The organism is Flavonifractor sp. An92, from assembly GCF_002159175.1.
Classification (GTDB): domain Bacteria; phylum Bacillota; class Clostridia; order Oscillospirales; family Oscillospiraceae; genus Pseudoflavonifractor_A.
Window position 1 is genome coordinate 16,497 of record NZ_NFGZ01000028.1, and the last position, 22,177, is coordinate 38,673.

A 22,177-nucleotide genomic window follows, 5' to 3' on the forward strand; every position below is an offset into this window, starting at 1 on the left:
GTGGCTCGGGGCGTTTTTTGTTTTTCCGGAAAGGAGCGCGATATGGAGATCCACGTAAAAACGGTCTATGACCAGAGGGCCCTCACGGCCATGGCCCGGGGCCTGCGCAAAACCGTGCGCCGGAAGAGAAGCCGCCGCAGCCACATCGTGGGCTGGGTATTGGTGGTGCTGGCCCTGCTGTTCGGCGTTGGAGACCTGGCTCTGAATCCTGGCTGGAAGGGATGGGTGGACCTGGCCGTGGCGGCGGTGCTGCTGATGGTCCTCCTCACCGAGGACCGGGTCAACGGCTTTTTCGCCGGGCGGAAGGTCCTCCCCGGCAGCCGTGAGGTGGAGACCGTCTTTACCGACGCCAACTATGTGGCCGCCGTCCAGAACGCCCAGACCCGCTGGAGCTATGAGAGCATCCGGGCCATTGCAGAGGGAAGGGAGTTCATCGTCCTGGCCCTCAGCGACCGCCACGCCCAGATCTACGACAAGGGCGGGATTTCCGGCGGTACCGCAGAGGAGCTGCTTTCCCTGCTGCGGGAGAAAACCGGCCTGGCCGTTACCCAGATGTAAGCACACACAAGAACAAGGAGTGTTTTTCGTATGAAGAAAGAACTGCCCAAGGTCTATGAGCCCCAGGAGGTGGAGGGGCGCATCTATGAGATGTGGGAGAAGAACGGCTGCTTCGAGGGCCACCGGGACCCCGACAAGAAGCCCTTCACCATCGTCATGCCGCCCCCGAACGTCACCGGCCAGCTCCACATGGGCCACGCCATGGACTCCACCCTCCAGGACATCCTGATCCGCTTCAAGCGCATGCAGGGCTACGCCGCCCTGTGGGTCCCCGGCACCGACCACGCCGGTATCGCCACCCAGATCAAGGTGGAGGAGGAGCTGCGCAAGAACGAGGGCCTCACCCGCTACGACCTGGGCCGGGAGAAATTCCTGGAGCGGGTGTGGGACTGGAAGAACAAGTACGGCAACCGCATCGTGGAGCAGCAGAAGAAGCTGGGCGCCTCCTGCGACTGGAGCCGCTCCCGCTTCACCATGGACGAGGGCCTCTCCAAGGCCGTGCGCCACGTGTTCGTCTCCCTCTACAAGAAGGGCCTCATTTATAAGGGAAGCCGCATCATCAACTGGTGCCCCAACTGTGTCACCGCCCTGTCCGACGCCGAGGTGGAGTACCAGGACAAGCCCGGCAACTTCTGGCACATCCGCTACCCCATCCAGGGCGAGGAGGGCCGCTATGTCATCGTGGCCACCACCCGTCCCGAGACCATGCTGGGCGACACCGGTGTGGCCGTCAACCCCAACGACGAGCGATACAAGGACATCGTGGGCAAGAAGTGCATCCTGCCCCTGGTGGGCCGGGAAATGCCCATCGTGGCCGACGAGTATGTGGACATGGAGTTCGGCACCGGCTGCGTGAAGATGACCCCCGCCCACGACCCCAACGACTTTGAGGTCGGTCTGCGCCAGAACCTGGAGACCATCCGGGTGCTGGATGACAACGGCAAGGTGGTGGAGGGCTACGGCCGCTACTCCGGCATGGACCGCTATGAGGCTCGCAAGGCCATCGTGGCCGATCTGGAGGAGCAGGGCTACCTGGTCAAGGTGGAGCCCCACCAGCACAACGTGGGCACCTGCTACCGCTGCCACAACGACGTGGAGCCCCTCATCTCCGCCCAGTGGTTCGTGAAGATGAAGCCCCTGGCCGAGGAGGCCCTGCGGGTGGTCAACGACGGCGAGGTGAAGTTCGTCCCCGAGCGCTTCTCCAAGACCTATACCAACTGGATGGAGAACGTCCACGACTGGTGTATCTCCCGCCAGCTCTGGTGGGGCCACCAGATCCCCGCCTGGACCTGCCAGGAGTGCGGCCACATCACCGTGTCCGAGGAGGACCCCACCGAGTGTGAGCACTGCCACTCCAAGCACATCAAGCAGGAGGAGGACGTGCTGGACACCTGGTTCTCCTCCGCCCTGTGGCCCTTCTCCACTCTGGGCTGGCCTGAGGAGACCGAGGACTTCAAGTACTTCTACCCCACCGACGTGCTGGTCACCGGCTACGACATCATCTTCTTCTGGGTGGCCCGGATGATTTTCTCCGGCTGTGAGCACACCGGCAAGCCTCCCTTCCACACCGTGTTCATCCACGGCCTGGTCCGGGACGACAAGGGCCGCAAGATGTCCAAATCTCTGGGCAACGGCATCGACCCCCTGGAGATGGCCAACCAGTACGGCGCCGACGCTCTGCGCTTTAACCTGGTCACCGGCAACAGCCCCGGAAACGACATGCGCTTCTACACCGAGCGGTGTGAGGCCATGCGCAACTTCGCCAACAAGATCTGGAACGCCTCCCGCTTCCTGATGATGAACCTGACCATCGAGAAGTGTGAGCTGCCCAAGCACCTGGAGCTGGAGGACCGCTGGATCCTCTCCAAGCTCAACAGCGTCATCCCCGAGATCACCGAGAACATGGAGAAGTACGAGCTGGGCGTGGCCGCTCAGAAGGTGTACGACTTCATCTGGGACTCCTACTGCGACTGGTATATCGAGCTGACCAAGGCCCGCCTCCAGGGCGAGGACCAGGAGGCCAAGGAGAACGCCCAGCAGGTGCTCTGCTACGTGCTGACCCAGATCCTGAAGCTCCTCCACCCCTTCATGCCCTATATCACCGAGGAGATCTGGCAGGCCCTGCCCCACGAGGGCGACTACCTGATGCTCCAGCAGTGGCCGGAGTTCCACATCGATCTGGCCTTCCCCGAGGAAGAGAAGGCCATGGAGCTCATCATGGACGCCATCCGCGCCGTGCGTACCCGCCGCGCCGAGATGAACGTGCCCCCCTCCAAGAAGGCCCACCTCACCGTGGCCACCCTGGAGCGGGAGGTCTTTACCGCCGGTATCCCCTTCCTCAAGCGCCTGGCCTCCGCCAGTGAGGTGGAGATCATCCCCATCACCGAGGCCAAGCAGGAGGCCGGTCAGGTGGTTATCGCCACCCACGCCGCCCAGATCTCCATCCCCCTGGGCGAGCTGGTGGACCTGGAGAAGGAGAAGGCCCGCGTCCAGAAGGAGCTGGAGAAGAACCGCAAGATGCTCGCCGGTCTGGAGGGCAAGCTCCAGAACCCCGGCTTTGTGAACAAGGCCCCCGCCAACGTGGTGGAGGCCGAGCGGGAGCGTGCCGAGAAGATGCGCGCCCTCATCGAGAAGCTGGAGGCCCAGCTGGCCACCATGTAAGCAAACAAAAAACACACCTTCCCGTGCGGGAAGGTGTGTTTTTTTACGTTTAGCTCAGCTGGATGGTCATCAGCAGCTCGCCGGCCTTGACGGAGCCGCCCTCTTTGATGAGGACCTCTTCCACCACGCCGGCCCTGCGGGCCACCACGCTGGTCTCCATCTTCATGGCCTCGATCACGGCCACCACCTGGTTCTCCTCCACGTGGTCGCCCTTCTTCACGTTCACCTTGGACACCATGCCGGGGATGGACGCGCCGATCTGGCTCTTGTCCTCCGGGTCGGCCAGGGTGACCGGCCGCACCTGGGACACGGCGTTCTTGTCGGGCACCGCTACCTCGCGGCGCATGCCGTTGAGCTCAAACTGCACATTGCGGGTGCCGTCCTCGTTCAGGTCGCCCAGGCCCAGGTACTTGATGACCAGGGTCTTGCCGTCCTCGATGTTGATCTTGTTGGTCTCGCCCAGGGCCATGCCGTTGAAGAACACATGGCTCCCCATGCGCATGATGTAGCCGTACTCCTTCCGGTGGCGGCAGAACTCCTCCACCACCTTGGGATAGAGGCACCAGGAGATGACGGTGCGGTCGGAGGTGTCGGGGTAGAACTTGCGCACCTCTTCCCGGGCCTTCTCGAAGTCCACCGGCGGCAGCAGCTCGCCGGGGCGGCAGGTGATGGGCTCCTCGCCCTTCAGGACCACCTTCTGCAGGTCCTTCGGGAAGCCCCAGGCGGGCTGACCCATCATGCCCTTGAAGTAGCTGACCACAGAGTCGGGGAAGGTGAGGGCTTCGCCCCGCTCCACGATGTTTTCGGCGGTGAGCTGGTTCTGCACCATGAAGATGGCCAGGTCGCCCACCATCTTGGAGGAGGGGGTCACCTTCACGATGTCGCCCAGCATGTCGTTGACGGTCTTGTACATCTCCTTGACCGCCTCGAACTGGTGGCCCAGACCCAGGCTCTCCACCTGGGATTTCAGGTTGGTGTACTGGCCGCCAGGCATCTCGTAGCGGTAGATGTCGGTGGAGGGGTTCTTGATGCCCGCCTCGAACCCGGCGTACCGCTCCCGCACGTCGGCCCAGTAGTCGCTGAGCTTCTGGAGCTTCTGCGGGTCCAGCCCGGTGTCCCGCTCCTGGCCCTGGAGGGCGGAGACCACCGCGTTCATGGAGGGCTGGCTGGTCATGGAGGACATGGAGTCAATGGCGCAGTCCACGATGTCCACGCCGGCCTCGGCGGCCATCAGATAGGCGGCCACCTGGTTGCCGGAGGTGTCGTGGGTGTGCAGGTGGATGGGCAGGCCCACCTCCTGCTTCAGGGTGGACACCAGCTTCTGGGCGGCGTAGGGCTTCAGGAGGCCCGACATGTCCTTGATGCACAGCAGGTGCGCGCCGCGCTTCTCCAGCTCCTTGGCCATGTCCACATAGTATTTGAGGGTGTACTTGTCCCGCTTGGGGTCCAGGATGTCGCCGGTGTAGCACAGCGTGGCCTCCAGGAGCTTGCCCTGCTTGAGGACCTCGTCCATGGCCACCTCCATACCGGGGATCCAGTTGAGGGAGTCAAAGACGCGGAACACGTCGATACCGGTCTTGGCCGCCTCCTTTACAAAGGCGCGAATGAGGTTATCGGGGTAGTTGGTGTAGCCCACGGCGTTGGCGCCGCGGAGGAGCATCTGGAAGGGGATGTTGGGGATCTTCTCCCGCAGCAGCTCCAGCCGCTCCCAGGGGGACTCGTGGAGGAAGCGGTAGGCCACATCGAAGGTGGCGCCGCCCCACATTTCGAGGGAGAAGCAGTCGTTCAGGATCTCGGCGGTGCCCTCGGCCCCCTTCACCATGTCGCGGGTACGCACCCGGGTGGAGAGGAGGGACTGGTGGGCGTCCCGCATGGTGGTGTCGGTGATGAGGAGCTTCTTCTGCCCCAGCACCCAGTCCCGCACCGCCTCGGGGCCCTTCTGGTCCAGCATCTGCTTGAGGCCGGTACATTTGGGGGGCGTATGCTCGAAGGGCGGGAAGCGGGGGATGTCCAGCTGGCGGCGCTCGGCCGAGGGATTGTCCACCTGGATCTGGGCAATGTACTTGAGGACCTTGGTGGCGCGGTCCCGGCTGTTCTCAAACTCAAAGAGCTCGGGGGTCTCGTCAATGAACTTGGTGTGGCACTTGCCCGCCCGGAAGGCCGGGTGGCCCAGAATGTTGGTGATGAAGGGGATGTTGGTCTTGACGCCCCGGATGTGCTCCTCGCTGATGGCCCGGGTGGCCTTGCGGCAGACCGCCTCAAAGGTGCGGTCCCAGGAGGTGACCTTCACCAGCAGAGAGTCGTAGTAGGGGGAGATGACCGCGCCGGTGTAGGCGTTGCCGCCGTCAAGCCGCACGCCGAAGCCGCCGCCGGAGCGGTAGGCGGTGATCTTGCCGGTGTCGGGGGCAAAGTTGTTGGCCGGGTCCTCGGTGGTCACCCGGCACTGGATGGCGTAGCCGTCCATGCGCACGTCGTCCTGGCAGGTGATGCCGATCTCCGGGGTGGAGAGGGGCTTGCCCTCGGCCACCAGGATCTGGGCCCGGACCAGGTCGATGCCGGTGACCATCTCGGTGACGGTGTGCTCCACCTGGATGCGGGGGTTCATCTCGATGAAGTAGTGGTTGCCCTCCTTGTCCACCAGGAACTCCACGGTGCCCGCGGAGACATAGCCCACGTGCTTGGCCACCTTCACGGCGTCCTCGTAGAGCTTCTGACGGGTGGCCTCGGGCACGCTGAAGGCGGGGGCGAACTCCACCACCTTCTGGTAGCGGCGCTGGAGGGAGCAGTCGCGCTCGCCCAGGTGGACCACATTGCCGTACTGGTCGCCCAGGATCTGCACCTCGATGTGCTTGGGCTCCACCAGATATTTCTCAATAAAAATGTCCTCGTTGCCGAAGGCCTTCTTGGCCTCGCTCTTCACCAGCTCAAAGGCGGGGATGACCTCCTCGGGGGTGTCGCAGCGGCGCATGCCGCGGCCGCCGCCGCCGCCCGCCGCCTTCAAAATGACGGGGAAGCCGTAGGAAATTGCTTTTTCCAGGGCTTCGGCCCCGCCCTTCAGGGGAGACTCGGAGCCGGGGATGGTGGGGACGCAGCAGGCCTTGGCGATGGCCTTGGCGGTGAGCTTGTCGCCCATTTGCCCCAGGATCTTGGAGGAGGGCCCGATGAAGGCGATGCCCGCGTCCTCGCAGGCCTTGGCGAAGTCGGCGTTCTCGCTCAGGAAGCCGTAGCCGGGATGGATGGCGTCCACTTTGCGGCGCTTTGCCAGGTCAATAATGGCCGGAATGTCCAGATATGCCCCCAAAGGACTCTTATTTTCGCCGATCAGGTAGGCCTCGTCCGCGCGGGTGCGGAAGAGGGAGAAGGTGTCCTCGTTGGAGTAGATGGCCACGGTGTGCAGCCCCAGATCGTAGCAGGCGCGGAACACGCGGATGGCGATCTCGCCGCGGTTGGCTACCAGGACCTTCTGGAAGGTGTGCTCTGCCATGTCGCTCATTCATCCTTTCTTGTAGCCTGAAACGGCTTTAGTCTGAGCTTAGATACACTATGAGATATGCAAGTTAGATACTAAGGTACTTTCAAATGACTTAAGCGAAAACTTAATGAAAACATGCTCTATCTGGTATTATAAAGGTGGGCGAGTTAATTTGCAAGCGATTTTTGACAAAATTGCAAAAAAGGCGGAGTGTACAGGAAAGCCCCCGGCAAAAGGGCCTCTCCTTGGGGAAAATTGCCCGCCCCGGGCGCACACTTGCCGGGTGGCGGGGAATGTGGTACACTGGTCCCATTCGCGGAGAGGAGGGAGTGCCATGGAGATCCGCCGTTCGACCCGGGTGGAGGAACTGCCCGGGGTGGGGAAGGTGCGCGCTGCCGCCCTGGGGAAGCTGGGCCTCCACACGGCGGAGGACCTGCTGCGCTACTTCCCCCGCAGCTACGAGGACCGGCGGAAGGTCTGCGCTATCGACGAGGCTCTGCCGGGAATTCCGGTGTGTATCCGGGCCATGGTGGCCGAGACGCCCCGGCACTCCTACCTCCGCAAGGGCTTGGAGCTGACCAAGGTCAAGACGGTGGACGCCAGAAGCACCCTGGAGCTTACCTTTTTTAACCAGAGCTATGTGAAAAACGCCCTCATCCCCGGGGAGAGCTACATCTTCTACGGTACGGTGGAGGGCTTCCCGCCCCGGCGGCAGATGACCAACCCGGTCTTTGAGCGGGAGGACCAGACCCGCTTCACCGGGCGCATCCTGCCGGTGTACCCCCTGACGGCGGGGGTGTCCAACAACCTGCTGGCCGGGCTCACCCTCCGCTGCGCCGAGAGCTGCGCCCAGGACATGCCCGAACTTCTCCCCGCCGCGGTGCGGCAGGAGCACCGTCTGGCGGCGGCGGGGTACGCCTATGAGCATATCCACTTCCCGGCAGACGAGGAAGCCCTGGACCTGGCCCGCCGGCGGCTCATTTTTGAGGAGCTCTTTACCCTCTCCTGCGGCCTGGCCCTCCTGCGGGAGCGGCGGAGCACCGGCGTGGGGCCGGTCATCCCGGCGGCGGGGTTGGCGGAGTTCCGGGCGGCGCTGCCTTTCGCCCTCACGGAGGCCCAGGAAAAGGCCATTGCCGAAGCGGCCGCCGACATGGCCTCCGGAACGCCCATGAACCGCCTGGTACAGGGCGACGTAGGCTCCGGTAAAACCATGGTGGCCGCCGCCTGCGCCCTGCTGACGGGCCGGGCCGGGTGGCAGAGCGCCCTGATGGCCCCCACCGAGCTGCTGGCCGAGCAGCATTTCCGCACCCTCTCCGGGGTGTTGGAGCCGCTGGGCATCCGGGTGGGGCTTCTCACCGGCGGCCAGCGGGCGGCAGAGAAGCGGAAGGTAAAAGCGGCCCTGGCCGCCGGGGAGATCGACCTTGTGGTGGGCACCCACGCCCTCCTCTCCGAGGGGGTGGACTTCGCCCGGCTGGGCCTGGTCATCACCGACGAGCAGCACCGCTTCGGCGTAGGCCAGCGGGCGGCCCTGGCCGAGAAGGCCGGGGGCGAGGCGGATTTTTTGCCTCACGTGCTGGTCATGTCGGCCACCCCCATCCCCCGCACCCTGGCCCTCATCATCTACGGCGACCTGGATGTGAGCGTCATCGACCAGCTCCCCCCGGGCCGTACGCCGGTGGAGACCTTTCTGGTGGGGGAGGACAAGCGCCAGCGGATGTACAACTTCGTGCGCAAGCAGGTGGGCGAGGGGCGGCAGGTCTACCTGGTCTGCCCCGCCGTGGAGGAGGGGGAGGACGACCCCAATTCCGCCGCCGCGCTGAAAGCGGCCACCACCTATGCCAAACAGCTCCAGGAGGAGGTCTTTCCCGACCTGCGGGTGGGGCTGGTCCACGGCAAGATGAAGCCCAGGGACAAGGAGAAGGTCATGTCCGCCTTTGCCGGGGGCGAGCTGGACGTGCTGGTGTCCACCACCGTCATTGAGGTGGGTGTGGACGTGCCCAACGCCTCGCTGATGATCGTGGAGAACGCCGAGCGCTTCGGCCTCTCCCAGCTCCACCAGCTCCGGGGCCGGGTGGGACGAGGAAAACACCAGTCCTACTGTGTCCTGGTGACCTCCAACCGCAACCCGGAGACCCGGGAGCGCCTGAAAACCCTCACCCGCACCACCGACGGCTTCCGCATCGCGGAGGAGGATTTAAAACTGCGGGGCCCCGGCGACTTCTTCGGGGCGCGGCAGCACGGCCTGCCGCAGCTCCGCATCGCGGACCTGGCCGGGGACACCCGGGTGCTCAAGGAGGCCCAGGAGGCCGCCGCCGCCCTGCTGGCGCGGGACCCCGGCCTGGACGAGCCGGAGCACCGGCTCCTGCGGGAGCAGATCCAGCGCCTGTTCACCCAGCAGGCCGAACGATTCAATTAGGAGGAAACTGATATGCTGACCATTCGTGAGATGACCGCCGCCGACCGGGACGCGGTGATGCCCATGGTGGATACCTTTTACCACAGCCCCGCCGTGGAGCACGAGGTGGACCCCGCCGTGCTGGAGCGCACCTTCCAGGCGGCCGTGGACCACACCGAGCCCCTGCTCACCGGCCTGGTGCTGGAGGAGGACGGGGCCGCAGTGGGCTATGCCTATGTGACCGAGTGCTATTCCGGCGAAGTGGGCGGCCGCTGCCTCTTCTTTGAGGAGCTGTATTTCCGCCCGGAGTGCCGGGGCAAGGGCTACGGCACCCAGGTGTTCCGCTATCTGAAGGAGCGCTGGCCCAACCACCGCCGGGTGCGCCTGGAGGTCACCGACGCCAATGCCGGGGCCATCCGGCTCTATGAGCGGCTGGGCTTCCGCTTCCTGGAGTACCGGCAGATGGTGCTGGAGGGGGACCTCCAGATCGCCGGCGAGACCAAGTGAGAGAGTTCTATATAAAGGAGAAATGACCATCATGGATCGGATGGAAGAGTGCAAGGCCCTGCGGGGCGACACAGAGGTACACTACAACTGCGCCCAGGCGGTGTTGATTCCCTTCCGGGAGGTCTGCGGCGTGGACCGGGAGACCGCCCGCAATCTGGGCGCGCATTTTGGCAGTGGCATGCGCTGCGGCGGCATGTGCGGCGCGGTGACCGGGGCGCTGATGGTGCTGGGCATGGCCGAAGCGGACGAGGCGGCCACCATGGCGCTGCTGCGCAAGTTCCGGGAGAAGAACGGCGCCCTCAACTGCGCCGAGCTGCTGAAGGCTGCCAAGGACCGGGGGGAGGCGCGCAAGCCCCACTGTGACCGCATGGTGTACGACGCGGTGGAGCTGCTGGAGGAGCAGCTGGCCCAATAAAAAACGGCCTTCCGACCGGGAAAAGCAAAACAGGAGGACATCCGTGTGGATGTCCTCCTGTTCGAAAATGTGAGGTTAAAGCCGTTGCAGAAAACGGCCCTTCTGGGCCGCGGTGCTTTTGCGCCGTACAAGCGTTTTTCGGAAGGAAAAACCTTGGCGCAGGGGCAATTCACTTGCCCCGAGCATGTGAAATCCCGGAGGGTGGAGCCGCCCGTCAGGCGGCGGAACCAAAAAAGAAGGACACGCTTTCTGATAGTTCCCACAGGTACACTTTTTGAACCCACTGAATTGTCAGGCACACAGGCGGACAGCGGAAGCTGTCCGCCTGTTGTGTTTTATGCCAGCAATCGCTTGATTTCTTCAATATCTGTGATCTGCTTTGTGATATGCGGTGCGTGCTCTCCCTCCTGCATAGGGCTATCCACTCTGCCGATGTCTCGGTACACGATCCTGATACTTTGTCCAGCAGAGCGGGAATACTTTTGGCTCCGCTCTCCCACCTCGATCCGCTGGATAAAGAGCCGCAGGAGTTCCGGCGTCAGTTCGTCAATGGTAGTGTACCGCTTGGCCTTCTCAATGAAGGCGTCCACATTGGCGGCTGAGGCTTTCAGTTTCTCCAACTGTTCCTCCTTGGCCGGAATGGTTGCAGACAGATTTTTTTGCTCAGCGTTGTAGTCTGCGGACAGCATGCGGAACTGTTCATCGCTCACCCGCCCCAGAACATTGTCCTCGTAGAGACGCTTGAACAGCGCACACAACTCATCGTATCTCCGCCGTATAGAATCCAGTTCCTTCTGCAGACGGTTGATCTCCCGGCGCAGTTCTGCGGTGTTCTTCTGATTGATGTACTGGGCAAACTGCCACTCCTTCATCCGTGCGAAGTGCGTGACCCTGCGAAGGTCATCCAGCACAATGGCTTTCAGGTCCGCCTCACGGATTTGATGAGGCGAGCAGGCGGTTTTCCCGCGCTTGCCGTAAGTGGAGCACCGGAAATAGTACTGATCCTCCCGCATCTTCTCGGTCCGGCAGAGCACCATGTATTTGCCGCAGTCGGCGCAGTAGACCAATCCGGAGAACAGATTCGGGTCCTCCATGTGCTTGGGTGGCCGCCGCTTGTGCTCCCGCACATCCTGCACGATCTCCCAGACCTCCATTGAGATGAGTGGCTCATGGGTGTTCTCCACAAGGATCTGCTCGCTCTCCGGTTTCTGGATCTGCTTTTTGTTTTTGTAGGAGAGCGTTGTTTTCTTCATGTTGAGCGTGTGCCCGATGTAGACCTTGTTCTCCAGAATGTTGGCTACGGTTTTTCCGGACCAGGTGTAGGGGCGTGTGGTATCCAGATTGGTGCAGGCAGTGCCGGTGGCCTGGTAGTACTGGTTGGTGGGATTCAGCACCTGCTCTCTGGTCAAAATTCTGGCGATCTGGTTCGGTCCCCTTCCCGCAGCGCACAGATCAAAGATCCGACGCACGATGGGGGCGGTTTCTTCATCGGGGATGATCTCCTTGGAGTCCCTGTCCTTTTTCTTGTAGCCGTAGGGCGGTTTGCCGCCCAGCCGTTCTCCGCGCTCCGCCTGCATTTTCTTGATAGCACGCACCTTCTTGCTGGTGTCCTTGGCGTGGAGTTCGTTGGCCCAGTTTCGGATGGGGTTGAAGTCGTTGCTGCTCTCCACCAGGGAATCCACGCCATCATTGACCGCGATAAAGCGGACACCCTTTTCCGGAAAGTAGATCTCGCTGATATAGACAAGGGCACAAAGGGATAAGGTACGGCGGGGGTTAGCCCGTCAGATTTTCCATTCGATTTCTACTTTCTCATTGGTAGCCCGGATAACGGTTATCAATGCGTCCACCACCTGCCGCTTGTCCTCAAAGCTGACATTTTCCCAGTCGTCCAGATAGCCGGAAATGCTTTCTATCTTTTCGGCTGGCACAGCGTCCGCAGAGAGCTTCGCAATCTCGTCAGAAATAAGCTGCCGCTTTGCGTCCAGCTCTTCAATCCTGCTGTTTGCGTAGGAGAGCAAAACCGGGGTTGCGCCTGTCAGCGTGTCAAGCAGCTTTTCAATCTCGCTTTCTACCTGCGCCAGTTCCAGCCGCTTTGCCGCCAGCTTCGGGGAGATTTTCGCCGCCTTTTTCCTGCCTGTCAGCGTCTTAAAATCTTTCAGCTTCTTTACCATCGCCCCGTAGACCACCGCTTCCAGTTCGTGGAGCTTCACACAGCCGCAGCCGGGACACGCCTTGTTGTCCGCATGGACGGTGCAGCGCAGGTAAAGAATACCGTTGGAGTGCGCCGACATGAGCGCATAGCCGCATTTCCCGCATTTGATTTTTCCCGCCATCCAAGTGTTCCGGGCTTTCCTTGCGGGCTGGTAGCTCTGGCTGGCAAGCAGCTTTTTCCGACATTTCAGCCACAGCTCCGAGGGGATAAATCCCTCGCTGGGGGCAAGCACCAGCGTTTGCCCTTGCAGGTGCCTGTGCTTGTCCTCCGTGTTGCCCTTGCCCTGATAGTAATAGCAGCCGTTTGTCCCCGCAAAGTCGGCGGCGTCATTGTAAATATCCGTCCCCTGGCTTTTGAAAAACTCGTATATGTCGAGGTCAGCCATGACATAAATCGGGTTGCGGAGAATGACGCTCAAAGTAGCCCTTGACAGCGGCCTGCCGCGATTGGTACGCATACCGTCTGCCGTCAGCTTCCTTGTGATGTCATGCAGCGATACCTGCGGGTCGGCGTACATCTCATACATTTGCCGGACAAAGGCCGCTTCGGTTGGCTCAATCACCAGCTTCTTTGTACGAATGCCGTCCATCACATACGGCTCTGTCCGAAAGCCGTAGGGCGTTTTGCCGCCCATTTTGAAGCCCCTCTGACAGCGGGAGTGCCATGCGTCCTGCACCCGCTTCTGTATCGTTTCCCGTTCAAGCTGGGCGAACACGATACAGATATTCAGCATGGCCCGCCCCATCGGGGTAGAGGTATCAAACTTCTCCGTAGAGGACACAAACTCCACATCGTATTTTTGGAAGAAGTCCATCATCTTCGCAAAATCGAGAATGGAACGGCTGATACGGTCAAGTTTGTATACCACCACTTTCCGCACAAGGCCGCTTTCAATATCCCGCATGAGCTGTTGAAACTCCGGCCGCTCCGTATTTTTCCCGGAATACCCTTTATCCCTGTACTCCTTGCAGTTCCCGCCTTTCAATTCGTATTTGCAAAACTCAATCTGGCTTTCAATGGAAATGCTGTCCTTTTTGTCTACCGATTGCCTTGCATAGATCGCGTCTATCCTATTATTCATTTTGTCGCTCCTTTTCTTAAAAAAGAAACGGAGCTGCTGACAATTCTATTATACCGCCAGCAGCCCCGCAAATCAACGATGGCTTCGGGAAACCTTACGCCCCGGCTTCCTCTTTCTGCCGCTTATCGGCGTATTTGCGGAACACCTCATAAAGCTGCTGCTCCAGTTCCCGGCGTTTGGCCGCTTCCTGCTCCGGCGTGAACACCGGGGAGAGGTTTTCCAGCGTGATTTCCCTGCCCTGAAAGGTCACGACTTCTGTTTCCTTTTTGTATCTGATATTGGTACTTATAAAATCACCTTTCCTTTCCATAATGCCGCTGCTGCCGTTTCAGTTCCGCCAGTATATCCGGCGGGATACGGTCAACCAGCCGCTGTAAATCGTCCAACTCGCTTTTCAGCTTTGCCCGTTCCATGCGGTCTTTGATTTTGCCGCTCTCGCTGGCTCTGGCTCGTGCTTCCAGCTTCTCATTTTCTTCCAGCAGGTCATTGATTGTGACCTTGTACTTTTTCAACTGCCCGGAGAAATTCTCCATCTGCGGGAACCACTTTTTCAGCAGGGAGAGGGCTTCCTCTTTTTTCTTTCCGGCGTTCAGCGGGTTAATGCCGTCCAGCGTGGCTTCAATGGCTCTGGCCTGCCGGGAGAGGGAAACCGCCTGTTTGAAAAGCCGGGTGGGGATATGCTTCCGGCCTGTCCTGCTGGCGCTCTCCCCACGCTCCAAGTCGGGGTATTTCTCCACCATATAGGCGTGAAAATCGTCCTGCCACTTCGTCAGGTTTGCCCGGTTGCCGATAATCTCCTTTGCGCACAGGCGGTTGTCCTTTGTCAGCGGAACAAAGGTCAAATGCAGGTGGGGCGTTTTCTCGTCCATGTGTACCACCGCCGACACGATATTTTCCCGTCCTACCCGGCCAATGAGGAAATCCGCCGCCCTTTGGAAGAACGCCTGTATCTCCTTTGGGGATTTCCCCTTGAAAAACTCCGGGCTGGCGGTTATCAGCGTATCGACAAACCGTGTGCTGTCTTTCCTCGTCCGGCATCCCGCCTGCTCGATACGGTTCTGAATGAAGTGGTAGTAGCGTCCCTCCGGCTTGACGATATGGAAGTTGTATTTGCTCCGGCTTGTGTCAATGTCGGGATTGCTGGCATATTTGTCTTTCTGCCGTTCGTGATGGGCTTCCAGCGGCCTTGCCGGGTTGCCCTTGTGCTTCTCAAACCGCAAAATTGCGTGTTGTGCCATTCTGCTCCTTTCCCCATTCCTTTCCTATCCGGGGTTTTCCACAGGGAAAATCCCGCAGAAATTAGCTCGGATAGGATTGGAATGGATAGAATATAAATCAATCTTTTTATCTTTGTATTTCTATATACCGTCCGGTTTTCGTACTTCTCAGGAGTGATTTCCGTACTTCATGGATATGGTTTTCAGTCCTCCGGCGTACCAGAACGGGATTTCTTGAAGTCGGTGTTTGGAACCGCTTCATAGGATTTGGGGTAAATGCGGTTGGGTTTTCCACAGCCCTGCTTCTGGATCTCAACCAGCCCGGCGTATTGCAGCTCCCGCAGGGTGTTCACCGCTTTCTGCCGCCCACAGCGGAGCAGGTCAACCACCTCACAGATAGGGTAATACAGGAAAATCCGTCCGCAGTCATCCGCCCACCCATTCTTGCGGGATAACTCTGTCCGGCGCAGGATAAAGGCATACAGCAGCTTTGCCTCGTTGGACAAGGGCTGGAATGTTGGGGCTTCAAAGAGAAAATTCGGGAGCCGGGTGAAGCTGAACGCCTTTTCCGGCTGATGGATATAGATGGTATTTGTCATAGTTCGTTTTGTGGACGGTTAGAAGCCCGTTTTCCGGGGCGGGCGATACTTTATACCACCTGCCCCGGTTTAGAGCTTGCAAAGCCTTGAAAATCAAGGCTTTTTTCGCTCCTAACTGTCCACAGCAGACCTCCTTTTCCGTTCACTTTCTGTTTTCTGCCGCCTGTGAACTCTGGCGGCGCAGTCCGGGCAGTATTTTCCCCGGTTGGAGCGTGGGACGAAAGCCGCCCCGCAGACCGAACAGCGTTTCAAGTCCTTATCCCGGAAAATCTCCGCTTCCAGCGTCCCGTCCAGCGGCAAGACCGCCCAGCGGAACCACTTACAGCAGACCGAGAAAGAAATCGTCTGCGGGCAGGTGCAGGTGTCCCCATCGTCAAGGGCAATGCAGTTGCCGTCCTCACAGCAACAGCACTCCCGGCGTATCAGGCTGGCCGCCTGTTTCCTCTGCGCCGGTGTCATGCGGTAAAGGGAACCGTCCAGCCTGCGTTCCAGCGGCGGCAAGTCTTTATAGGGGTTATCTCTCATGCGTTCCCTCCATTTTTCGCTTTGCCGTTCTCACCGAAAAGGCTTCCTGCCCCATTCCTGCGGCGTGTTCCGACGTTGGCACGCTCCCCGCAGCTTCGGGACAACTTGTCCCGAAGTGACCTCTGGACAAAGTGTCCAGAAGTCCGGCTCCTTGCGGTGCTTCCCCAGCCGGGGTATTCCTTTTCGGACGGTCATTTTGTTTTCAAGGTGCTGTCCATCGATGAACTAATCTAAGTCTACACCTAAATGACCGCCCGTCCCGTATATCCGAAAGGTAGGAAATCGGCCTAAAAAACAAGCTATTTCCACGCTCTCGGAATTGTGGTAGAATGAAAATAGAAACTGCTAATGGGACGGCTTAAAGAGTGAGTACATCAAGTATTCAAGATGAAAGATTGAATCAAAAAGGAAAGGTGAAGACTATGACGATTGAAGATATGTTCGGGGATTTGCACAAGATCGATATTCTGGCGGAGAAACGCGAAAGCAAAGAAGTTTTGATGGTCTTAGTCTGCAATGGCTTCATTGATGGCTCTCCGGAAACACAAAAGGCCCTGCTGGACAAGATGGAAGGTTACCTGAATCATACACAGAGCGAAGAATTTCGAAAGGAATATGAGGACTGGCTCGTGATTTTGCGGGTCACGTTTGATGAAGAACCTGACCAGCTGGTGGTGGAGCTGCTCAGCAAGTGCCAGCCCTGGGCGGATGATTATGGCGTAAAGCTGGAATTTGAAATTGGAGGAAATCAAGTGCGCTTTGTAGAGCAAAGCTGACCAACAATCAAACAGAACTAATAGACGAGAACCATTCAAGAACGGGGTTGGTAGCTATCGGGTAACAGACAAGGAGGGAGAGCATGGAACTATCCATACAAGAACGATTGAAAGACCTGCGTGTAGAGCGTGGCCTGACGCTGGAACAGCTTGCGGAGCAGACCCACCTCTCCAAGTCTGCTTTAGGCAGTTACGAGGGGGACAATTTCAAGGACATCAGCCACTATGCCCTTATTGAGTTGGCAAAGTTTTATGAAGTGACCGTTGATTATCTGCTGGGCCGTTCCCAAACAAGAAATCACCCAAACGCCGATCTTGCAGACCTGCGTTTGAGTGATGATATGATTGAACTATTGAAAAGCGGGCTGGTGGACAATTCCCTCTTGTGTGAGCTGGCAACGCACCCGGATTTTCCCCGGCTCATGGCTGACCTTGAAATCTATGTGAACGGTGTGGCCGGAAAGCAGGTGCAGAGCGCAAACGCCATTGTGGACGCTGTGAGCGCAACGATTATGAAGCGGCACAATCCCGGCTTGACCGACCCGCAGTTAAGGCAGCTTATTACCGCCCATATTGACGATGACAGCTTTTGCCGCTATGTGATACAGCAGGACATAAACAAGATAGCCCTCGACCTGCGGGAAGCCCATAAAGACGATTTTTTCAGCGTCCCGGAGGACAACCCACTGGAAGATTTTTTGCAGACAGCCGAGGAAACAGTCAGAGAGGGCAGCGACCCAGAGCAGGCGGCCATGATGTTTATCTGCAAGCGGCTCAAACTGAATTACAAGAAGCTGTCCGAGGAAGAAAAGAAGTGGCTGAAACGGATTGCACAAAAGTCTGACTTGCTGAAAAATCCAAAGCCCCAGCGGGGGAGAAAGTAAGAGAGCGGTAAATCTGAAATTATAGGGGGCCATAATTTTATGATATATGCAGAAAAAGGAAAGGAACAGGATTGTTTTATTGACTTTGTAGAAAAGGCTTTAGGAATATTGGCAAAAGAAAAGTACCAAGAATTTTTAGCTGTGTTTGACAGTAGTAGAATATTGACGGAACAAGATTTAATCTTTGCACTGCAATATTTGGATGAAACCCGACCTGTGCTGAAAATTGATGACCCGAAACAGGTAAAGAGCCAAAATCAAAAAATAGATTTATTTACTTTTCGTGACGGAAGCGGATATTGCATGGATTATGATTTAACAACGGATGGTAAAATAAACGATTTAACACTCCAGATTGAATTTTTGAAAAAGGGAAACGGATATACTGTTTCACTGGATGATTTGCACACACTATAAACATTTTCGTGGGGCAACTTTCAGTTTGTCGGGGAAATAGCAAAGCCAGCCGAGCCAGTCAACGGTCAAGATGAACGGCGCATTTCATGCGCCGCCGTTGACAGTCCCGCCTGTCTTTGCTAAAGGGTAATCAAGGCGGGAAAGCCTTAAAATGGCTTCCCGCCCATTTCAAATTTTGGGAAAAGAAACGCGCCAAAATCAGAAAGAGAACGGCCAAGCACTTTGAGGGATTGGCCGCCTTGTCCACCCATTCAGCGGGACGGCGTGCGGCGGTCAAGGCCGGGAGCAAACCCGTTCATTTCAGCCTTGACGGTTGCCCGCTGTTCCGCTACTTTTCCGGGAGTGTGGCCACACTTCGGGACACTTTGTCCACAAGTCGAAGCGTAGGACGAGGGACGGGAGCTTTCATATACCTGCCGCCGTTCTCTGAAAACAGCCCGATTTTTTGCTCATTCCCATTCGCAAAAATTCAGTCTGTTTTCCTGCCGGAGCAAACAGGGCGCATGAAGCACCGCACCTCGTTTTCCCCGTCAGCCACGCCAGCAGGTATAACACACTACACTTTGCAAGCAAAGTCGTGTGCCAAAGGGGTGCCCCCCTTTGGAAACCCCAGACAACAAAACAGGCTGAACACCTCGCACTTTCCTGTGCTTGATGTTCAGCCTTTATTTGTTGTCAGCAGCCCGTTTCACGGTCTGCCCTTTGTGCCCTTGTCCATAGTATTTCCGTGTACTGTCCCACCTGAAGGTATTCTCGTCCCAGGCGGCTGAGATCCTTGACGATGATGGTCTCCACCTCGTCTCGTTCTACCATTTCTATGATTTTCTTCCAAGCCGGACGGTCAAAGTTTGTACCGGAGTAGCCATCGTCCGCCAGGAACAGTGTGTTTTCAAATCCATGATCCGCCGCGTACTGCTCCAGGAAGAGTTTCTGATTGTGGATGGAATTGGACTCTTTCTGCCGGTCATCCCTCTGCCGCTCATCCTCCTGACTGAGTCTTCCGTATAAGATGTTGTATTTTTGGCTTGCCATATATCTGTAACCTCCTTTTACTGGGGCAAGCCGGTATGGGGTACGGACAGTATACCCCACCGGCCTGCACAAGTCCACGGAAACTTTACGCGCTGTGGGCTTCCTTCTTTAGGTCTGTGTCAATGAGCGAGAGCAGCTTGTCTGTGGGGGTCGCTGTGGCCTCCATCGGGAACACAGAGGTCACATGAAAGACCTTCCCTCCAATGAGCATCTCCCTTTGATTGATATTGTGATCGCCCTGGTGCTGGTAGCAGGTGTCACGAAAACTGGTCAGCACCTCTCCGCTTTCTGTTTCCTGCAGCAGTGCTCTGCCTGGATCGTATCCGCCCAGCATGCCGGTGTCACGGTATTTCTCGTATTCTCTTCTCATAGAACTCCTTTCCTCCAGACATAATCCAGATAACAAAAATAGCAGACCGTCACATAGTCTGCTGCCAAGTCTGTTCTTCTTCGTGATCGTCCTCGGCGTGGCCTTGGGCGATTTTCTTTTGTCGTTCTTTCCGGAGGGCCTTGCTGTCGGTGTGGTGGTGCGTAGTGGTAGCGTCCATCACAGGAGCAGGCCCCTGGCCGCGCTCCAGAGCGTGTCCAAGCTGGACCACACCACCCACAGCACCAGCCCAGTCAGCGCCAGGGCCACCAGTCCCAACAGCAAACTGGTCCATGGAATGTCCGGCAGACTCGGTCTGGGTGGCCTGATGCCGGGCAGAGAAAAACGCTTCTCGCTCTGTTTCCCAGCCTGTTCGCTCATCTGCTCCAGATGCTTCACCGCTTTCAGCAGTTCGTCCATCTGTGTCCGGGTGGGGAGCTGCACCAGCAGTTCGTTGATCTTTTTCAGATAGCCGATCTGTCTCTCGGTGTGGTGTCTCAGTGTGCAGAGGTGGTTCTGCAGATCCTCCCACTCCTTTTTCGTGGGATGCACTTCGGGAGGCGGTGTCAGCTCCTGCGCCGGAGGCTGTGCCATCTGCGCAGGTCGGTTCTTTTCCAACAGCTCGTCCATAGATAATTTCTTCTCTGATCCTGAATTCATACTCCATATTCTCCTTCAGATATTTGTCACCGAACAGCAGGCCGTCACATAGTCGCTCATGGACATCCCGGAGCGTTTTGCCAATTCCTTGATGGCCTCCCGGTCTGCGTATGCCATCCGGGTGCTGAATTTGATATCTTTTTTCATGTCGTTTCCTCCAGTCTTTCGTAAAAATGGGGTGTGGGGCAGCGCCCCGCAAACAGGCGGAAGGTGGGCGGCGGCTTTGCCGGCGACCAGACAAACGCGATGCTGGCCACCTCCAAGGAGGTGATTTCCCCGCGCCGGACACCCGCACTCCTCCTTCGGCCATAAACGGCCCAACACGGCGTTTTTCTTGCTCTGCGGGGGTTTACTCGCTACGCTCGGAAACTGTCCGCAAATCGCCGCGCAGCGACCCGGCAGGGTCAACAGGGTCGACCGCCGGGACACCCTGGGCATTGTCACTTTCGGCACGGTGCAGCTCAATGAGCCGCCTTCCGTTGCTGCGGTGCACCACAGCGGAAATGCCGATTTTCCTTAGTGCGTCAAGGTTTTGCAGAATCTGTCGGGATACTTTCTTGGGTGACATGCGTTCCACACCCACAGGGTCGATTCGTTCAGACAACTCTGTGGGAGTGCCGATAAATTCGCTTCGGTCACGCATCAGTTCAGAGAGAAGATAGACGATGCGATTGCCCAGCAGCTCCGGCTGTGTCCGGCTGTCTGACACCAGTTCCCACACATTTTCACCGTTGCGCTCCAGCGTCAGCTCTCGGTATTCAATGTCACGACCAATACAAGAGCTTTGCTCTGCCGCTGCCCCGCTTTTCTTCCACCAGTGTGAAGCTGGAATCCACCGCGCCGCTGATGGCGGTGGTCCCGGAGATCCGGTGGAACACATCTTCCGCCTTTTCTTTTCGCAGATGGTGGATGAGCAGGATGGCAATGCCGTGCTTGTCCGCCAGCCGCTTGAGCACAGACAGATCCCGGTAGTCATTGGCGTAGGTGGCGTCGTGGATCGGACGGATCATCTGCAAGGTATCAATGATGACCAGCACGGTGTCGGGGTGTGCGGCGACGAATGCGTCCACCTTCTCCTCCAGCCCCTGTTCAATGAGGGCGCACTCCGTGCAGAAGTGGACGCTGCTTGGTGCGTCCTCGGTGATCTCAAAGAGTCGATTCTGGATGCGGAGGACGGAATCCTCCAGACAGAGATAGAGAGTGGTGCCCTGCCTGGTGCTCATGTTCCAGACCGGTTCTCCCTTGGCAACTGTCACCGCCAGCCACAGTGCAAGCCAGGACTTGCCCACCTTTGGTGAGCCAGCCAGGATGTGCAACCCCTGAGAGATCAGGGTGTCCACCACAAAATTGGGCGGCTCCAGCGGACGATCCATCAGGGTTCTGCCGTCCACTGTGATCAGGGGATGGTTCATTTTGTTGTTCATGTTTAGTACCTCCATTTCAAGAATTTGAATACAAAAAGCTCCCACCTCAAAAGAAGTGGGAGTAGTATTCATTTTGATTTTGAAATGGTTTGTGGTAGAATAGAGCAAACGGAGGTGAGCCAATGACGACCTATCAGATCTACGAACTCTCTGCCCGGGCGGTGATGAGCTATGCCGCGGAGCAAGACGGTGTTTACACCTTTGCTCTGAACCGCAGTGCCACCGAGCACTGCAAGGTACCGGGTGCCAAGCACGAGCAGGACAGCTGCGCTATGTTCCATCAGCTGATGTACCAACTCCACGGGGAGGGTTGGCGGGAGCGTAGCGATGAGAAAGTCACATCGCTTTCCGATGTGCTGTTCTATATGGACTTCGCCGGAATCTTTGACCGGCGCGGAACCGGAAAGACGCAGCAGGCCCGCCGGGAGAAGGCCAGAGACATGTTCCGCCCCGAGGGGATCACCCTGGACTTCGGCAGCGGTCTACACCGCTATGTGGCCTTTGAGCGCTCCGCCAGCATGAGCCGTCAGTCCCGTCTCTCCTTCATCCGGGCGGATCTGTATGAGCCCATGCGCCAGCGGATCATGCTGAACATGGAACTGGATCGCTGCCAGCTCAGTAAACTCTACGCCTACAACGGTCTCATGTTCTCCAGCGGAACCCGGGTGGACGGCATCCGCATTGACAAAAAACACCGGGTCATCGTCATAGACAATCCAACCAAGAGAGTGGAGCGAGCACCTGTCATCACCCTGCGGGAAGGCAGAGAGCCGGGAACCTTTTACCGGGCAGATACACTGGAAGATCTGGACATCACCTGCTTTGATGGCGTGGGCCTCATCTCCAAAGAGTACGCCGAGGTAGTGGACAAGGCCTGCTGCGGCAGCCACACTCACACCTCCTTCCAGATTCGGATGCCCTACATCAAGGGGATGCTCCATCAGGTGGATTTCAAGGACTTTTTGAAGCGCA

The 22,177-nt window shown here is 58.3% G+C and carries 21 protein-coding genes and 1 pseudogene; 9 read left to right on the plus strand and 13 right to left on the minus strand.

What is annotated here, in order from left to right:
* Positions 1 to 42: 42 nt before the first annotated feature.
* Both B5G43_RS14195 and B5G43_RS14200 read left to right on the plus strand, forming a co-directional pair.
* On the plus strand, positions 43 to 558 hold the full coding sequence (locus B5G43_RS14195) for a YcxB family protein (protein WP_087262509.1): 516 nt from the start codon (positions 43 to 45) through the stop codon (positions 556 to 558).
* A 30-nt stretch (positions 559 to 588) separates the two neighbouring features.
* The gene (locus B5G43_RS14200) at positions 589 to 3,219 is read left to right on the plus strand and encodes a valine--tRNA ligase (RefSeq protein WP_087262511.1); all 2,631 of its coding nucleotides are present in this window, start codon (positions 589 to 591) and stop codon (positions 3,217 to 3,219) included.
* Positions 3,220 to 3,268: 49 nt separating this feature from the next.
* Here B5G43_RS14200 and B5G43_RS14205 read toward each other — a convergent pair whose 3' ends face one another.
* On the minus strand, positions 3,269 to 6,703 hold the full coding sequence (locus B5G43_RS14205; protein ID WP_087262538.1) for a pyruvate carboxylase: 3,435 nt from the start codon (positions 6,701 to 6,703) through the stop codon (positions 3,269 to 3,271).
* 322 nt (positions 6,704 to 7,025) lie between these two features.
* Between B5G43_RS14205 and recG the strand changes: the two genes are divergently transcribed.
* Genes recG through B5G43_RS14220 form a run of 3 tightly spaced genes read left to right on the plus strand, consistent with a single transcriptional unit; the run spans position 7,026 to position 10,008 of the window.
* Positions 7,026 to 9,107, plus strand: coding sequence for an ATP-dependent DNA helicase RecG (gene recG / locus B5G43_RS14210; protein WP_087262513.1), 2,082 nt, complete (start codon positions 7,026 to 7,028; stop codon positions 9,105 to 9,107).
* Between the two features lie 12 nt (positions 9,108 to 9,119).
* The gene (locus B5G43_RS14215; protein WP_087262515.1) at positions 9,120 to 9,593 is read left to right on the plus strand and encodes a GNAT family N-acetyltransferase; all 474 of its coding nucleotides are present in this window, start codon (positions 9,120 to 9,122) and stop codon (positions 9,591 to 9,593) included.
* Between the two features lie 31 nt (positions 9,594 to 9,624).
* Positions 9,625 to 10,008, plus strand: a complete 384-nt coding sequence (locus B5G43_RS14220) for a C-GCAxxG-C-C family protein (protein WP_087262540.1) — start codon at positions 9,625 to 9,627, stop codon at positions 10,006 to 10,008.
* A 335-nt stretch (positions 10,009 to 10,343) separates the two neighbouring features.
* On the opposite strand, the gene B5G43_RS14225 is transcribed toward B5G43_RS14220, so the two are convergent.
* The 6 genes from B5G43_RS14225 to B5G43_RS14255 form a co-directional block, all read right to left on the minus strand.
* Positions 10,344 to 11,690: a recombinase family protein gene (locus B5G43_RS14225; protein ID WP_087262517.1), complete on the minus strand. Its 1,347-nt coding sequence runs from the start codon at positions 11,688 to 11,690 to the stop codon at positions 10,344 to 10,346.
* A gap of 102 nt (positions 11,691 to 11,792) precedes the next feature.
* Positions 11,793 to 13,304 carry a recombinase family protein gene (locus B5G43_RS14230; RefSeq protein ID WP_087262519.1) on the minus strand — a complete coding sequence of 504 codons (1,512 nt, stop codon included), beginning with the start codon at positions 13,302 to 13,304 and terminating at the stop codon, positions 11,793 to 11,795.
* A 94-nt stretch (positions 13,305 to 13,398) separates the two neighbouring features.
* Positions 13,399 to 13,614, minus strand: coding sequence for a hypothetical protein (locus B5G43_RS14235; protein ID WP_087262521.1), 216 nt, complete (start codon positions 13,612 to 13,614; stop codon positions 13,399 to 13,401).
* Positions 13,598 to 14,542, minus strand: a complete 945-nt coding sequence (gene mobV / locus B5G43_RS14240) for a MobV family relaxase (protein WP_087262523.1) — start codon at positions 14,540 to 14,542, stop codon at positions 13,598 to 13,600. The genes B5G43_RS14235 and mobV overlap by 17 nt, the downstream gene beginning before the upstream one ends.
* A gap of 182 nt (positions 14,543 to 14,724) precedes the next feature.
* Complete coding sequence (locus B5G43_RS14250) at positions 14,725 to 15,120, minus strand: replication initiator protein A (RefSeq protein WP_087262525.1); 396 nt, start codon at positions 15,118 to 15,120, stop codon at positions 14,725 to 14,727.
* 111 nt (positions 15,121 to 15,231) lie between these two features.
* Positions 15,232 to 15,645, minus strand: coding sequence for a cysteine-rich VLP domain-containing protein (locus tag B5G43_RS14255; RefSeq protein WP_087262527.1), 414 nt, complete (start codon positions 15,643 to 15,645; stop codon positions 15,232 to 15,234).
* Between the two features lie 422 nt (positions 15,646 to 16,067).
* Here B5G43_RS14255 and B5G43_RS14265 point away from each other — a divergent pair, with 422 nt between their 5' ends.
* The 3 genes from B5G43_RS14265 to B5G43_RS14275 all read left to right on the plus strand — a co-directional run bounded on the left by B5G43_RS14265 (position 16,068) and on the right by B5G43_RS14275 (position 17,722).
* Positions 16,068 to 16,421: a hypothetical protein gene (locus tag B5G43_RS14265; RefSeq protein ID WP_087262529.1), complete on the plus strand. Its 354-nt coding sequence runs from the start codon at positions 16,068 to 16,070 to the stop codon at positions 16,419 to 16,421.
* Between the two features lie 83 nt (positions 16,422 to 16,504).
* Positions 16,505 to 17,305: a helix-turn-helix transcriptional regulator gene (locus tag B5G43_RS14270; protein WP_087262531.1), complete on the plus strand. Its 801-nt coding sequence runs from the start codon at positions 16,505 to 16,507 to the stop codon at positions 17,303 to 17,305.
* 39 nt (positions 17,306 to 17,344) lie between these two features.
* A complete protein-coding gene (locus B5G43_RS14275; RefSeq protein WP_087262532.1) occupies positions 17,345 to 17,722 on the plus strand; it encodes a hypothetical protein in 378 nt (125 codons plus the stop codon).
* A gap of 675 nt (positions 17,723 to 18,397) precedes the next feature.
* Here the strand turns inward: B5G43_RS14275 and B5G43_RS14290 are convergent.
* The 6 genes from B5G43_RS14290 to B5G43_RS17570 all read right to left on the minus strand — a co-directional run bounded on the left by B5G43_RS14290 (position 18,398) and on the right by B5G43_RS17570 (position 21,205).
* Entirely contained in the window at positions 18,398 to 18,754 is a 357-nt protein-coding gene (locus tag B5G43_RS14290) for a recombinase family protein (RefSeq protein WP_087262534.1), read from the minus strand.
* An 85-nt stretch (positions 18,755 to 18,839) separates the two neighbouring features.
* Positions 18,840 to 19,124: a hypothetical protein gene (locus B5G43_RS14295; protein ID WP_087262536.1), complete on the minus strand. Its 285-nt coding sequence runs from the start codon at positions 19,122 to 19,124 to the stop codon at positions 18,840 to 18,842.
* Positions 19,125 to 19,301: 177 nt separating this feature from the next.
* Entirely contained in the window at positions 19,302 to 19,781 is a 480-nt protein-coding gene (locus tag B5G43_RS14300) for a hypothetical protein (RefSeq protein WP_158097440.1), read from the minus strand.
* A 15-nt stretch (positions 19,782 to 19,796) separates the two neighbouring features.
* Complete coding sequence (locus B5G43_RS18050; protein WP_275532321.1) at positions 19,797 to 19,928, minus strand: hypothetical protein; 132 nt, start codon at positions 19,926 to 19,928, stop codon at positions 19,797 to 19,799.
* Positions 19,929 to 20,130: 202 nt separating this feature from the next.
* Entirely contained in the window at positions 20,131 to 20,502 is a 372-nt protein-coding gene (locus B5G43_RS17565; protein ID WP_204244513.1) for a hypothetical protein, read from the minus strand.
* A 43-nt stretch (positions 20,503 to 20,545) separates the two neighbouring features.
* Complete coding sequence (locus B5G43_RS17570; protein ID WP_204244514.1) at positions 20,546 to 21,205, minus strand: AAA family ATPase; 660 nt, start codon at positions 21,203 to 21,205, stop codon at positions 20,546 to 20,548.
* Positions 21,206 to 21,327: 122 nt separating this feature from the next.
* Between B5G43_RS17570 and B5G43_RS17865 the strand changes: the two are divergent.
* Positions 21,328 to 22,177 (plus strand): annotated as a pseudogene (locus tag B5G43_RS17865) (RNA dependent RNA polymerase); the annotation flags it as partial.